This is a genomic window from Streptomyces sp. URMC 127, from assembly GCF_051386535.1.
In the GTDB taxonomy this organism is placed as follows: Bacteria; Actinomycetota; Actinomycetes; order Streptomycetales; family Streptomycetaceae; genus Streptomyces.
Map to the genome: position 1 here is coordinate 17,500 of NZ_JBPQTW010000017.1, position 13,426 is coordinate 30,925.

Here is a 13,426-nt window from a genome sequence, read left to right on the forward strand (position 1 = left end):
GCGTCCACGCCCTGAGGCGTGTGCCCGTAGCCGGACAGCGCGGCACGGTCGCCTCCGGCCTGGCTCATGCCGTGCGGACCGGCTGTCCGGCGCCCCCGGGCACGTCGTCGTGCCGGTGCCCGGTGCCCGTGTCAGCCGGCGGTCAGGGAGGCGGGGGCTCCGGCGAGGCCTCGCCGGCCAGCGGTGTGCGCGGGACGCGGCCGGTGACCGGGTCGGCCAGCCGGCCGGGCATGGAGAAGACGACGTCCTCGGCGATGCCCCGCTGGAGTGCGACCCGGTCGAAGCCGAGCCCGGCCAGCCGGGCGACGAGCCCGTCCACGAGGACCTCCGGGGCACTGGCCCCGGCGCTGATGCCGACCGACGACACGCCCTTCAGCCAGGCCGCGTCGAGATGCCGTTCGTCGGGCACGAGATGGGCCGCGGCGCCGTGCTCGCGGGCCACCTCGACCATGCGCAGCGAGTTGCTGGAGTTGCGCGAGCCGACGATCAGGACGAGGTCGTGGTCGCGGGCGAGGTCCTTGACGGCGTTCTGCCGGTTCTGGCTGGCGTAGCAGATGTCGTCGCCGGGGGTGACCAGGTCGGTGAAGCGGGCGCGCAGGGCCGCCACGACGCGCGCGGTCTCGTCGGCCGAGAGGGTGGTCTGGGTGAGGACGGCGACCGGGGTGTCGCCGGGCAGCCGCAGGCGCCGTACGTCGTCCTCGGTCCCGACGACGACGATCCGGCCGGGGGCCTCGCCGAGGACGCCCTCGACCTCCTCGTGGCCCTCGTGCCCGACGAGGAGGACGGTGCGGCCGTCGCGGGCGAAGCGCACCGCCTCCTGGTGGACCTTGGAGACCAGCGGGCAGGTGGCGTCGATGACGTCGAGCCGCCGGCCGGCGGCGGCGGAGCGCACGGCGGGTGAGACGCCGTGCGCGGAGAAGACGCAGACCGCGCCGTGCGGGACCTCCTCCTCGCTGTCGACGAAGACCGCGCCGCGCTTCTCCAGCTCCGCGACGATGTGATGGTTGTGCACGATCTCCTTGCGCACGTACACCGGCGCCCCGTGCACGTCCAGCGCCCGCTCGACGATGCCGATGGCGCGCCGTACGCCCGCGCAGAAGCCGCGCGGCTGCGCCAGGACGAGGTTCCCTCCGCTCACGGCGCGTCGTCCCCGGCCGGGGCCGGGACGGCGGAGGCCGTCCGGCGCGGGGTGCGGGCGTCGAGCCTCAGGCGCAGCCGGCGCGGGTGGTAGACGGTGGCCAGCGGGACGGGGCGGACGTCCATGCCGGGCTCGCAGCCGACCCGCCAGCGGCCGAGGATCGTGGCGAGCCCCAGGGTGGCCTCGGTGCGTGCGTAGAGGTCGCCGATGCACTTGCGGGCGCCGGTGCCGAACGGCACGAAGGCGTGGCGGGCAGCCGGCGAGACGCGCTCCGGGAGCCAGCGGTCGGGGTCGAACTTCGCGGGGTTGTCGAAGGCGCCCTCGTACTGGGCGACCGCGGCCGGGCTGAAGACGACGGTGGAGCCGGCGGGCAGCCGGCGGCCCGCGAGCTCGGTCGGCGAGGTGGTCAGCCGGGTGAACAGCCAGGCCGGCGGGTGCAGGCGCAGCGTCTCGGAGATGATCCGGTCGGCCAGGGAGAGCTTCGGCAGGTCGTCCCACTGCGGGGCGCGGCCGCCGAGGACGGTGTCGATCTCGTCGTAGAGCGCGGCCTCGATCTCCGGGTGCTGGGAGAGGAGGTAGAAGACCCAGGTGAGGGTGCCGGCGACGGTCTCGGTGCCGGCCGCCATGACGGTGATGACCTGGTCGTGGATCTCCTTGTCGCCGAGCCGGCCGCCGTCCTCGTCGCGGGAGGCGATCAGGGCCGCGAGCAGGTCGTCGCGCTCGGTGTCCGAGCTGCGGTAGTCGTCGATGAGCCGCTGGGTGGTCGCGTGCAGGAAGTCCAGGTTGCTCTTGTAGCGGCGCTGGGACGGCAGGGGCAGCCGGCGGACCGAGGCGGGCAGGAACATCTGCCGGAACAGGCCGTTGAGGACGACGTCGAAGGACCGCTCCACCTTCGCGGCCAGCTCGGGGCTGACGGGCGTGGAGTACAGGGTGCGGCCGACCGTGCGCAGGGCCATGCCGTACATCTCCTGGAACGCGTCGACGACCATGCCGTCCCGCCAGCGCGACGCCGTGTCCTCGATCTCGGCCTGCATGGCCTCTGCGTACCGCTTCAGCTGGCCGCGGGTGAACGCCGACTGCATCAGCCGGCGCTGGCGCCGGTGGTCGGAGAACGGGCAGGTGACCAGGCCGTTGCCGGCGATGTCGCGGGCGCGGTCGTAGAAGACGCCGCCCTTGTCGAAGACGCGGTCGTTGGTCAGGACCTGCCGCAGCACTTCGGGGTGGGTCGGGACGTAGGCCGTGGTGGGACCGATCTTGATCTCGACCAGGTCGCCGTGGGCCGACAGCGAGGTCATGAAGTCCACGGGGTGACGCATCATCTGCAGGGCGTGGCCCACGACGGGGAGCGCCCCGGGCGCCGTTCCCGCCGAGAAGGTGGTCTGCTCGGTCATTCGAATCTCAACTTCCCGTCTTTGCTGATCTGTTGACAGCCGTCCCGGTCCGTTCCGGTCCTGTGACAGCCGCCGCGATGTCCGGGCGCGGGCGCCGGGTGCTCGGGGTGTCGCTAGTGGGCGGTGCTGCCGAGCTCCTCCAGATAGCCCTGGGCGCCGGCGGCGAGCGCGAACTCGGCGTCGTAGCGGCCCGAGGAGCGGTGCCAGTCGTAGGAACCGCGGATCACGGTGCGCACGGCGTCGTTGCGGTAGCGCTCCACGGCCTCGCGCTCGGCCTCGCCGAGCCGGTAGATGTCGCAGACCTGCGGAAGGCAGGACTCCAGCAGGAGGTACTGCTCCAGCCGGGCGTGCACCTCGCTCTGGATGTGGGCGACGCTGCGGTCCTTCGACCAGCCGTGCTCCCGGCGCAGGATCATGACCATGTTGTTCTGCTCGCCGCGGGCCTCCTCCTTCTCCAGCGAGGCGATGTCGTTGAGCAGCAGGTTGACGTCGGCTGCGATCTGCAGCATCGCGGAGAGCACGGCGCTGTCGAAGACCCGGTGCGGCACCTCGAAGCGGCCCACGCGCTCGGCGAGGTCGACCGTCGGCTGCACCCCGATGGTCTGCCGCCGCACGGCCAGGTACTGGGCCGCGGAGTTGTACGGCGCGTCCCAGAAGCGGCTCTCCGCCTCGACGACGTAGCCGTCGAAGTAGCTGCGCCAGTGCCGGGCGCTGCGCGCGCACCACGCGGGCGACATGCCCTCGCTGGTACGCCGCCAGATGTCGGCGAAACCGTGGGCGATGGGCGGAGCGGTCTCGGGAAGGGGGCCGTCCAGCGCCGCCGCGACCGCGTCGGTGAGCTGCCTGGTCTCCTCCGGGTTCTCGCCGCGCGGCCCGTCGAAGAGGTCGTCGAAGAGGAAGAACCACGACATCAGGTCGACGCCCAGGTCCAGGTCGGCGCCGGTGGCGTGCGGGTAGAAGCGGGAGGCCAGGTCGGCGTAGCCGCCGCGCAGGTGGCGCGTCGCCGCCGCCTCGGAGTTGATCAGCCCGAGCGACCGCGGCCAGGTGAGCTGACCGGCGTCGGCCCGTGCGAAGTCCGGGCTCTGCCGGCCCGGCAGGGGTATGTGGAAGTCGACGTCCTGGGGCATGAGGGCATCCTTGGGGTGGGTTGCGGTGGGGGAGCGGGCATGGCGGTGCCCTGGCGGGGGCACGGCGCCGAGCGGAGAGTCGGGGAAAGGCGGTACGGGTAGGGGGGCCGGTCCTGGGCTCAGACCTCGCGGTCGATGACGAACCGTCCGAGCGCGAGGAGTTCGTCCCGCGCGCCGGCGTCCAGTTCGGCGCCGCGCAGCGCGTCCTCGGCCAGCGACATCCGCCGGGCGGCCTCGGCCAGCGCCCAGTCCCGGCCGCCCGCGTCCTCGATCAGGCCGGCCACGCGCCGCAGCTCCCCCTCGCCGGGATCTCCGGAAGCACCGGGATCACCGGAAGCACCGGGATCGCCGGGGCCGGCGAGCCAGGCGGCCAGCTCGTCGCTGAGCGGGCCGTCCTGGCCGAGCACGTGGCTGACCGGCAGGGACTTCTTGCGGGAGCGCAGGTCGGAGTGGACCGGCTTGCCGGTGACGGCCGGGTCGCCCCAGATGCCGAGGACGTCGTCGACGAGCTGGAAGGCGATGCCGACGTGGTCGCCGTAGAGCGCGAGCGCGTCCACCGCCGCGTCCGGCGCCCCGGCCAGGACGGCGCCGATCGCGGCGCTCGCCGACAGCAGCGCGCCGGTCTTGCCGGCGGCCATGTCGACGCACTCCTCGACCGTCACGTGCGAGCGCCGCTCGAAGGACAGGTCCTGGACCTGGCCGCGGATCAGGTGCCGGGTGGCGCGCGCCAGCAGCCGGGCGGCGGGCGCGGCCGTCGGCAGCCCGCTGTCCAGCAGCACCTCCTGGGCGAGCGCCAGCATCGCGTCACCGGTCAGGACGGCGCTGGAGGGACCCCACAGCTTCCACACCGTGCGCCGGTGGCGGCGCTCCTCGTCGCCGTCCATCAGATCGTCGTGCACCAGGGAGAAGTTGTGCACGAGCTCCACGGCGACGGCGCCGGGCACGGCGACCTCGGGCGGCGCGCCGACCGCCTCGGCCGACAGCAGCGCGAGCGCCGGCCGTACGGCCTTGCCGGCGTCGGCGCTGGTGGGCGCGCCCCCGGCGGTGATCCAGCCGAAGTGGTAGGCCGCCTGGTGGCGGGAGCGGTGGTCGAGCCGGCCGACGGCGGCGCGCAGCGCCGGGGTGATCGTGACCCGGCTGTGGCCGAGGCAGGCGGGAGCGGTGCTCATGCGGCCTCCTCCGCGCGCCAGGGGGCGGCCGGGTCGTCGAAGATGCTGACGACCTGGCGCATGATGCGCCGCTCGGCCGGGTCGAAGGGCCGCTTGGCGTGGATGGTGCCGAGCTGGTCCCACATGACGATGTCCCCGGGCTGCCAGGTGTGGGCGTACGTGTAGCGGGGATCGCCCGCGTGGGCCAGCAGGTCGTCGAGCAGTCTGCGGCTGTCACCGGGGGCGAGGTCCACGATCTGCTTGGTGTTCAGGGTGCTGATGTAGACCGACCGGCGGCCGGTGCGCGGATTGCGGGCGATCAGCGGGTGGACGGTCGAGGTGCCGTCCTCGGGCCGGATCCGTCCGGTGCTCTCGCCGAGGGACACCTCGCCCTGGAGCTCCTCCTCGATGGTCTCCTCGTAGCCGGTGCGCAGGGCGTGGCGGACCCGGTAGGAGTGCAGGCGCCGGCGCTCTTCGGGCGGCAGCGACTCGTACAGGGCGTACATGTCGGTGAAGAGGGTCTCCCCGCCGCCGGAGGCGGGCACTTCCAGGGCCTCCAGGAAGCCGAGCTGGGAGACGCGGGGGCGGAAGGAGTAGTCGGTGTGCCAGCCCATCCACCCGGCGTCGCCGACGCCGATCCTGCGGCCGTCCTCCACCAGGTTGGAGACGATCAGGATCTCGTTGTGACCGGGGTGGGCGCCGCTGGTCAGACCGGTCTTCGGGATGTGCCCGAAGCGGCGGCCGAAGGCCAGGAACTCCTCGTAGGAGGGCCTCTCGTGGCCGCGGAAGACGAGCACGAGATGCGCGTCGAGCGCCGCCCGGATCTCCTCGCACCGGGCCTGGTCCATGTCACCGGTGACACGGGCGCCGTGCACGACGGCGCCGAGAGCGGCGCCGGGTATCGGCGTTACGTCCATGGGCGTTGCCGCCTTTCGCGGAAGGGAAGGGCTGGTCAGTGGGGATGGGCTGGTCAGGGGGCTGGTCAGCGCAGATCGAGGCCGGCGAGGTCGCCCGCCTCGCGCCAGCGCCTGAGGATGTTCACGAACTCCACCGAGCCGCCGCCGTAGCTGGAGTTGAGCAGCGGCAGACCGCCCGGGTTGCCCTCGTTGTTGTAGAGGCCGGGCGTGCAGTTCTCGAGGAAGCTGATGTCGTGGGAGGCGAGCCGCAGGATCTCGTCGACCCATTCCTTCTCGCCGGTCTCGGAGGCCTCCACGACCCGGTGGCCGCGCTCCTCCACGCACTTGACGATGTGCGCGAGGTGCCGGGTCTGCTCGCCCAGCATGTAGGCGATGTTGACGTGCCGGCCGGCCTGGACCTTGGACAGGATGAAGCAGTTGGGGAAGCCGTTGACCTGGAGCCCGTGCAGGGTGTGCGCCCCGTCCGCCCACTTCTGCGACAGCTTCACGCCGTCGCGGCCGGTGATGTCGTAGCCGGCGCGGTCGGTGTACGGGACGGCGAACTCGTGCTCGTAGCCGGTGGCGAAGATCAGGCAGTCGACCGGGTACTCCCGTCCGTTCGCGACCACCCCGGCCGGGGTGAGCCGCTCCACGCCCTGCCCCTGGGTGTCGACCAGCGTCACGTTGGGCCGGTTGAAGGTCTGCAGGTACTCGTCGTGGAAGCAGGGCCGCTTGCAGTAGACGCGGTAGTACGGCTTGAGGGCGGCGGCGGTCGCGGGGTCGGTGACGACGCTGTCGATACGGGCGCGCAGCTCCTCCATCTTGAGGAAGTCCGCCCGCTCGGCCGCGAGCGCCCGCTCCTTCGGGTCGCCCCCGGTGTCGCCGGTGGGCAGGATCGCGGCGGCCAGCTTCGCCGTGGTCTGCGTCCAGCGGTCCTGCACCAGGTCCTCGTCCTGCGGGATGCCGGAGGTCAGCGCGTGGAAGTTCTCCATGCGCCGCTGCTGCCAGCCCGGTTCGAGGCTGTCGGCCCAGCCGGGCGGGGTGGGCCGGTTGCCGCGGACGTCGACCGCGGCCGGGGTGCGCTGGAAGACGACGAGCTCCTCGGCCCACTCGGCGAGGTGCGGGGCGAGCTGGATGGTCGTCGAGCCGGTGCCGATGACGCCGACCTTCTTGTCCCTCAGCCTGGTCAGCCCGCCCGTGCTGTCGCCGCCCGTGTAGCCGAAGTCCCAGCGGCTGGTGTGGAAGGAGTGCCCGGCGAACGTCTCCAGGCCCGGCAGCGCCGGGAGTTTGGGGCGGTGCATCAGACCGATCGACATGGCCACGTACCGGGCCCGGATCAGGTCCCCGCGGTCGGTGCTCACCAGCCACCTGGCGGCGGCCTCGTCCCAGCGCAGCCCGGTGACGGTGGTCTGGAAGAGGGCGTCGCGGTAGAGGTCGTACCTGCGGGCGATCTTCTGGAGGTGGGCGAAGATCTCGGGCCCGGTGGCGTACTTCTCGGTGGGTACGGTGCCGGTCTCTTCGAGCAGCGGCATGTAGATGTAGCTTTCGACGTCGCACCGGACGCCGGGGAAGCGGTTCCAGTACCAGGTGCCGCCGACGTCGCCCGCCTCGTCGATCAGCCGGATGCGCTTGAGGCCGGTCTGCTTGCGCAACTGGGCGCCGGTCAGCAGGCCGCCGATGCCCGCGCCGATGACGGCGACGTCCACCTCGTCGGTGAGCGGCTCGCGCTCCTGCCGCTCGGTGTACGGGTCCCGCGCGTAGCGGCTGAAGTCGCCGCGCGCGAACTGGTAGGTGCGGCCGGCGGTGCGCTTGTCGCGTTCCTGCCGGTACTTCTCCCTCACCGCTTCCAGGTCGATGGTCAGTGCGTCTTCGCTACGGTCGTCGCCTTCGGCGCGGGCCACAGCTCCTCCTCGGGGGAAGGGGGCGGAAGGGAAACATGACGCCATACGTCGTCGAACTGATCGCGCAGCCGCAGCGGGGCGTCGGAGTTGCTGAAGAGGTAGAAGCGGTCGGTACCGAGGGCCTCCCACACGAGCCCGGCGACGTGCTCGGCGCTCACCGAGGTGTCGCCGCCCGCCCCGCGCGGCGCCGTCAGGCCCTGGACCATGGGGGTGTCGACCCGGCCGGGGCACAGCACCGACACCCGGATCCCGGTGCCCTGCAGGTCCGCGCGCAGGCTGCGGGCGATCGCGAGGTCGGCGTGCTTGGAGGCGGCGTAGGCGGCGCTTCCGGCGCCGACGACGAAGGCGGACATCGAGGCGGTGTGGATGAGGTGGGCTGGCCTGCCGCGCTCCAGCAGGCGGGGGACGAAGGCGCGGGCCACCAGGACGTGCGCCCAGTGGTTCGCCTCGAAGACCTGCCGCATCTCCTCCAGCGGCACCTCCCACAAGGGCTGCCCCACGGGCCCGAGGACCCCGGCGTTGTTGCACACCACGTCGATGTCGCCGAGCCGGCCGAACGCCGTGTCCGCGAGCCGTCCGACGGCGTCCGGGTCGGTGAGGTCGGCGGTCACCGCGGTGACCCGGGCGCCCTGCGCGGTGAGTTCGGCGGCCCGGCGGTGCAGCGCGTCGCCGTCGGCGTCCGCCATGACCACGCCGGCGCCGGCCCGCGCGAAGCGGGCGCTGAGGGCGAGGCCGATGCCGCTGGCCGCGCCGGTCACCACGGCCGTCTTTGTCTGTAACTGCACTTGGCTGTCTCCGCTTCTGTACGCGGGTACGCCGCAGGACGGCGCGCCGTTGCCGACGAGAAGGTCTCGGTCAGGTCGCGCCGTCCGGGGCGCGGGTGTCAGCGGGGGTCGGGGAGCTTCAGGCTGATCACGAGCACGGTCAGCGAGAAGCACGCCAGCAGGGCGAGGACGAGCACGGCCGCCGACGCCGTCGACAGCGAACCGGCCAGGGAGAGATAGAGCGTGCCGCCGACGGTCGCGCCCAGCGCGGTCGCCATCTGCTGGCTGGTCACCAGCACGCCGCTGCCCATGCCGGCCTGCGCGGCAGGCACGTCGGCGAGGATCGTACGGAACAGCGTCGGGCCGGTCAGCGCCGCGCCCGCGCCGAACAAGGCGATCCCCACGAGCACGAGCACCAGGGAGGGATGCGGCCAGCCCGCTCCGATGACCAGCGCCAGCAACAGCAGGCCCGTGCCCTGGACGACGGCACCGAGGGTGACGATCCTGCGGCCCAGGGCCGCCGCGATCCGCGGAGTGAACAGCGTCACCGCGAAGAACGCCACGGCGAACGGTGCCAGCACCCCGCCGGAGGCGAGCCCGCCGAAGCCGAAGTGACCCTGCGCGATCAGCGCGTAGACGAACAGGAAGGCGCCGAAGCCGGCCGAGAACGGCACCATCGCCGCCAGCCCCCTGCGCATCCCCGGATGGGAGAGCACCGACGGGGACAGCAGCGGTGAACCGCCCCGCGCCTCCAGCCGGCGCTCGGTCCGCACCAGGGCCAGCGCCCCCACCGCGGCGACCGCGAGCAGCGACCACAGCCACAGCGGCCAGCCCAGTTCGGGGCCCGCCACGACCAGGGCCAGGAGGCAGACCATGGTGACGCCGAACAGCACGGTCCCCAGCGGGTCGAAGCCCGGCTTCGCGCCGGCCCTGGTCGCCGGGACGCGCCGGACGGCCAGCAGTGCGGCCACGCCGATCGGCACATTGATCGCGAAGACCGACCGCCAGCCCATCCCGGCGATGTCCAGCGAGACCAGCAGCCCGCCCAGGATCTGCCCGGTGACCATGCCGAGGGCCGCGGTGGCACCGTACATGCCGATCGCACGGGCGCGCGCCTGTCCCTCGGTGGCCGCCTGGATCGTCGCCAGCACCTGCGGCACGAGCATGGCGGCGGCGGCGCCTTGCAGCAGCCGGGCCGCGACGAGGAACTCGATGGCCGGGGCGAGTCCGCACAGCGCCGAGGTGACGGTGAACGCCGCGAGCCCGTAGGCGTACAGGCGCCGTCTGCCGAAGGCGTCGCCCAGCCGCCCGCCCAGCACCAGGCCGAGGGCGTACGTGAGGCCGTAGCCGGACACCACGAGCTCCAGTGCGGCGGGGCCGCCGTGGAGGTCGTCGCTGATCGAGGTCAGCGCCACGTTGACGATGGAGGAGTCCACGATGGACAGGGCGTATCCGGTGAGCACCACCACGAGGGCGAGGCCGGTGAGCCCCGGGGCGGTGGGTGCCGCCCGGTCCGCGGGCGGCTGTGCGGCGTTCGGTTCTTGGGCGGGGGCCGTCCCCTGGTTGTTCGTCATGGGCTCGCTGTCCGGGCCGGGGCGGGAGGAGGGTCGCACCGTCACTCGACGGTGGTGGGGGTGCCGGTGATCTTCGACATGATCCCCTTGGTGGCGTCCTTCGCGGACTCCGGCCAGGGGGTCAGGGCGTTGAACCCGCGGTGCGAGGAGGCGGGCTGGATGCGGGTGTCCATCGACATCCGCATGCCGGCCGGGTTCGCCGAGACGTTCGGCAGGGACTTGTGGCACAGGAAGGCGTGGAAGAGCAGCACGTCGCCCGGTTCCATGGGCGAGAACAGCAGCGGCTCGTCCGGGCTGAACTCCTCCGCCGGGATGCCGCGCACGGGGTGGCCGAAGCGGCGGAAGTCCTCGGTGATGACGTGCTCGCGCGGGCCCTGCTTGTGGCTGCCGTCGGCGAGGGCGACACCGCCTATGCCCAGGGTCGTCGGAAGCAGCGGCACCCAGGCGGTGCGGAAGTCCTTGTTCGGGCCGATGTAGAAGCCGTCCTGGTGCACCGGCGTCAGGTGCGAGAAGTCCGGCTCGGCGGAGCCCGCCGCGGAGGGGTAGTAGCGGATCGTCGTCGACTTGAAGACGAAGACGGGCTCGCCGAAGACCTTCTCCCACAGCGCGACGGCCGAGGGATGGTTCCACAGGTCGTCGTACTTGACGTAGTCGTGCATCGCCACCTCGTCGACCGCCTCGAAGGACTCGATGGCGAGGGTGTCGAGCGTGGTGCCGGGGGCGGCGTGGCCCAGTGCGATCAGGCCTTCGAGCATCTGCTCCGCGGCGGTCCGCACGAGGTCACGGTCCAGGGCGCCGCGCAGATAGAGGTAGCCGTGCTCGTCGTAGAACCGGTGGAGGGCTTCACGGTCGTCGAGAAGAGGCGTGCAGTCGACGTAGTCGCTGAAGGTTTCCGTCATGGGTCCTTGTTCTCGTGACGTCTGGGGGTGGGTGAAGGACGGCCGGTGCGCTGACGTCCGGTTGTGCTGGCGTGCGGTCAGAAGGTGACGGGGATTTCGTCGAACCCGCCGGTGATCCGGTGCTCCTGCCAGCGCAGCGACTCCTCGGGGACCGCAAGCTGCAGTCCGGGCAGTTTCCGGAACAGCCGCTCGAACACCGCGGTCAGCTCGATCCGGGCCAGCACGCGGCCGACGCAGTGCCGGGTGCCGTGCCCGAACGCCATGTGCGACGTGCGCCTGTCCCGGGTCAGGTCGAACACGTCGGGGTCGGGGAACGCCCGGGCGTCGATATTGGCCGCGCCGATGGCCAGCATTACCGCGTCTCCGGTACGGATCACCGTCTCGCCGACGGTGATGTCGCTGTGTGCGTAACGGGGTATCAGCGCGTTGGATCCCTTGCCGCCGACGCCCAGGCGCAGGATCTCCTCGACCGCGGCCGGTGCGAGTGCGGGATTTTCGGCCAGCATGGCACGCTGGGCCGGATTGCGCAGGAGGAGCAGAGTGCCCAGGTCGATGCGCACAATGGTGGTTTCGTAGCCGAAAAGCAGCACGGCATTGCCCAATTGGGCAATGTACGCATCGGACAGCGTGCCGTTCTTCTCGGCGATCAGCTCCGAGAGAATGTCGTCGCCCGGCTCGACCCGCTTGCGCGCCACCAGTTCCGTCATGTAGTCGGCGACCTGCTTGAAGGTGTTCGCCGCGCGCTGGTCGTCGCTCTGGTCGAACGTGCCTCTCGCCCACTGCCCGAACCGCTCCCGGTCGGCAAGCGGCACGCCGAGCAGGTCGCAGACCACCATGGTCGGCAGCGGGAACGACAGCGCCCGGTGCAGGTCGGCCGGCGCCGGGCCGGCGGCCAACTCGTCGAGCAGCTCGTCCACATGCCGCTCGATGCGGGTCTTCATCAGGCGCATCCGGCGCGTGGAGAAGCGCGGCACGAGCAGCTCGCGCATCTGCGGATGCCGGGTGGCCTCGGTGTCGTAGTCGTCCCCGGCCATCAGCGCCATCATGAAGCTCCGGGCCGCGCTCCTGGCCGTCTGTACCGGCTCGGGATTGCTGAGCCCGAGCCGCGGGTCGGCGAGCAGCGCCTTCACCTCGTCATAGCGGGTGACCAGCCAGGCATCTCCACCGGGGGTCCCCACTCTGGCGATCGGCCCCTCCTGCTGCAGTGCGCGCATTTTGGGCGCGACGCCGAGCGCGGCGGGGTTGTCGAACGGCAACCTCGGAAGTTCCTTCATATAGCAATGATCATGGGTTTCCGGTTTTTATGTCAAACAAGTTGAGTCAGAGAATTTATAAGTTTGGGTCAGGGGTTTCATAATCGAAAAGGGGCAATCGGGCAATCGGCAGAATCCCGGCCCGCGTTATCGCGCCGTGCGCGCGGTCAATTATGCGAAACGCCCTCGGTCCACCGTAACGCGGTGGCCCGAGGGCGAAGTCCGGCGCGGCTGCCGCGGTATTCGCGCGGCGCCGGTTCAGCGGCCGGCGAGAAGTTCCAGCGTGTCGATCACGCGGTTCGAGAAGCCCCACTCGTTGTCGTACCAGGCGACCACCTTGACGTGGCGGCCTTCGACGCGCGTGAGGGCCGAGTCGAAGATCGACGAGGCGGGGTTGCCCGTGATGTCGGACGACACGAGCGGGTCCTCGGAGTACTCGAGGATGCCGGCGAGCGGGCCCTCGGCCGCCGCGCGGTAGGCCGCGAGCACGTCCTCGCGCGTCACGTCGCGGGCGACGGTCGTGTTGAGCTCGACGATCGAGCCCACCGGCACCGGCACGCGGATCGAGTCGCCCGACAGCTTGCCGTCCAGGTTCGGCAGCACCAGGCCGATCGCCTTGGCGGCGCCGGTCGTGGTCGGCACGATGTTGACGCCGGCGGCCCGGGCCCGACGGGCGTCGCGGTGCGGACCGTCCTGCAGGTTCTGCTCCTGCGTGTAGGCGTGCACCGTCGTCATGAAGCCGTGCTCGATGCCGGCGACCTCGTCGAGGACCGCGGCCAGCGGGGCGAGCGCGTTGGTGGTGCAGGACGCGTTCGAGACGATCGTGTGCACGGCCGGGTCGTAGGAGCCGGTGTTGACGCCGAAGGCGAGCGTGACGTCCGCGCCGTCCGACGGCGCGCTGACGAGCACCTTCTTCGCGCCGGCGTCGAGGTGGGCGCGGGCGGCCTTGGCCGAGGTGAAGCGGCCGGTGGCTTCCAGGACGATGTCGACGCCGAGTTCGGCCCACGGCAGCTGCGCCGGTTCGCGCTCGGCCAGCACCGTGATCCGGCGGCCGTCGACGACGAGGGCGTTCCCGTCGACGGTCACCGGACGCCCGAGCCGTCCGGCCGTGCTGTCGAAGGCCAGCAGCCGGGCGAGCGTGGCGGGCTCGGTGAGGTCGTTGACGGCGACGATCTCCAGGGCGCTCTCGCGCTCCAGCAGTGCGCGCAGCACATTGCGTCCGATGCGGCCGAATCCGTTAATGGCGATGCGAGTCATGAGTGACATCCTTCCCTTCGCCACCAGGCTCACCCGCGGTCGGCGCGGCGGACAGTGGCGCGATCGCCATGGTTCAAA

At 71.9% G+C, this 13,426-nt stretch carries 11 protein-coding genes; all 11 read right to left on the minus strand.

Features of this window, described 5'->3' with window-relative positions; translation table 11 throughout:
* Positions 1-142: 142 nt before the first annotated feature.
* A complete protein-coding gene (gene ispH, locus ACSNOH_RS06650; protein ID WP_436720253.1) occupies positions 143-1,138 on the minus strand; it encodes a 4-hydroxy-3-methylbut-2-enyl diphosphate reductase in 996 nt (331 codons plus the stop codon).
* Complete coding sequence (gene ptlI, locus ACSNOH_RS06655) at positions 1,135-2,529, minus strand: pentalenene oxygenase (RefSeq protein WP_436720254.1); 1,395 nt, start codon at positions 2,527-2,529, stop codon at positions 1,135-1,137. Before ptlI ends, ispH begins: the two co-directional genes overlap by 4 nt.
* Before the next feature lie 113 nt (positions 2,530-2,642).
* Positions 2,643-3,656: a pentalenene synthase gene (ptlA, locus tag ACSNOH_RS06660; protein ID WP_436720255.1), complete on the minus strand. Its 1,014-nt coding sequence runs from the start codon at positions 3,654-3,656 to the stop codon at positions 2,643-2,645.
* A gap of 119 nt (positions 3,657-3,775) precedes the next feature.
* Positions 3,776-4,825, minus strand: coding sequence for a polyprenyl synthetase family protein (locus ACSNOH_RS06665; protein ID WP_436720256.1), 1,050 nt, complete (start codon positions 4,823-4,825; stop codon positions 3,776-3,778).
* On the minus strand, positions 4,822-5,721 hold the full coding sequence (gene ptlD, locus ACSNOH_RS06670) for a neopentalenolactone/pentalenolactone F synthase (protein ID WP_436720257.1): 900 nt from the start codon (positions 5,719-5,721) through the stop codon (positions 4,822-4,824). Before ptlD ends, ACSNOH_RS06665 begins: the two co-directional genes overlap by 4 nt.
* A gap of 65 nt (positions 5,722-5,786) precedes the next feature.
* On the minus strand, positions 5,787-7,541 hold the full coding sequence (ptlE, locus tag ACSNOH_RS06675) for a neopentalenolactone/pentalenolactone D synthase (protein WP_436720293.1): 1,755 nt from the start codon (positions 7,539-7,541) through the stop codon (positions 5,787-5,789).
* A gap of 17 nt (positions 7,542-7,558) precedes the next feature.
* Positions 7,559-8,386 (minus strand): 1-deoxy-11-beta-hydroxypentalenate dehydrogenase, encoded by an 828-nt coding sequence (gene ptlF / locus ACSNOH_RS06680; protein ID WP_436720258.1) that lies wholly within the window; start codon positions 8,384-8,386, stop codon positions 7,559-7,561.
* Positions 8,387-8,484: 98 nt separating this feature from the next.
* Entirely contained in the window at positions 8,485-9,939 is a 1,455-nt protein-coding gene (locus ACSNOH_RS06685) for an MFS transporter (protein WP_436720259.1), read from the minus strand.
* A 41-nt stretch (positions 9,940-9,980) separates the two neighbouring features.
* Positions 9,981-10,838, minus strand: coding sequence for a 1-deoxypentalenic acid 11-beta-hydroxylase (gene ptlH, locus ACSNOH_RS06690; RefSeq protein ID WP_436720260.1), 858 nt, complete (start codon positions 10,836-10,838; stop codon positions 9,981-9,983).
* A gap of 77 nt (positions 10,839-10,915) precedes the next feature.
* Positions 10,916-12,112: a pentalenolactone synthase gene (gene penM, locus ACSNOH_RS06695; protein WP_436720261.1), complete on the minus strand. Its 1,197-nt coding sequence runs from the start codon at positions 12,110-12,112 to the stop codon at positions 10,916-10,918.
* A 237-nt stretch (positions 12,113-12,349) separates the two neighbouring features.
* Entirely contained in the window at positions 12,350-13,348 is a 999-nt protein-coding gene (gap, locus tag ACSNOH_RS06700; protein ID WP_436720262.1) for a type I glyceraldehyde-3-phosphate dehydrogenase, read from the minus strand.
* Between the last annotated feature and the right edge of the window lie 78 nt (positions 13,349-13,426).

Excerpts from the sequence above, each read along its gene's own strand:
- ptlH (WP_436720260.1), bottom strand. The coding sequence starts at position 10,838 with ATGACGGAAACCTTCAGCGACTACGTCGACTGCACGCCTCTTCTCGAC.
- ptlA (WP_436720255.1), bottom strand. The coding sequence starts at position 3,656 with ATGCCCCAGGACGTCGACTTCCACATACCCCTGCCGGGCCGGCAGAGC.
- ACSNOH_RS06685 (WP_436720259.1), bottom strand. The coding sequence starts at position 9,939 with ATGACGAACAACCAGGGGACGGCCCCCGCCCAAGAACCGAACGCCGCA.
- penM (WP_436720261.1), bottom strand. The coding sequence starts at position 12,112 with ATGAAGGAACTTCCGAGGTTGCCGTTCGACAACCCCGCCGCGCTCGGC.
- gap (WP_436720262.1), bottom strand. The coding sequence starts at position 13,348 with ATGACTCGCATCGCCATTAACGGATTCGGCCGCATCGGACGCAATGTG.
- ptlD (WP_436720257.1), bottom strand. The coding sequence starts at position 5,721 with ATGGACGTAACGCCGATACCCGGCGCCGCTCTCGGCGCCGTCGTGCAC.
- ACSNOH_RS06665 (WP_436720256.1), bottom strand. The coding sequence starts at position 4,825 with ATGAGCACCGCTCCCGCCTGCCTCGGCCACAGCCGGGTCACGATCACC.
- ptlI (WP_436720254.1), bottom strand. The coding sequence starts at position 2,529 with ATGACCGAGCAGACCACCTTCTCGGCGGGAACGGCGCCCGGGGCGCTC.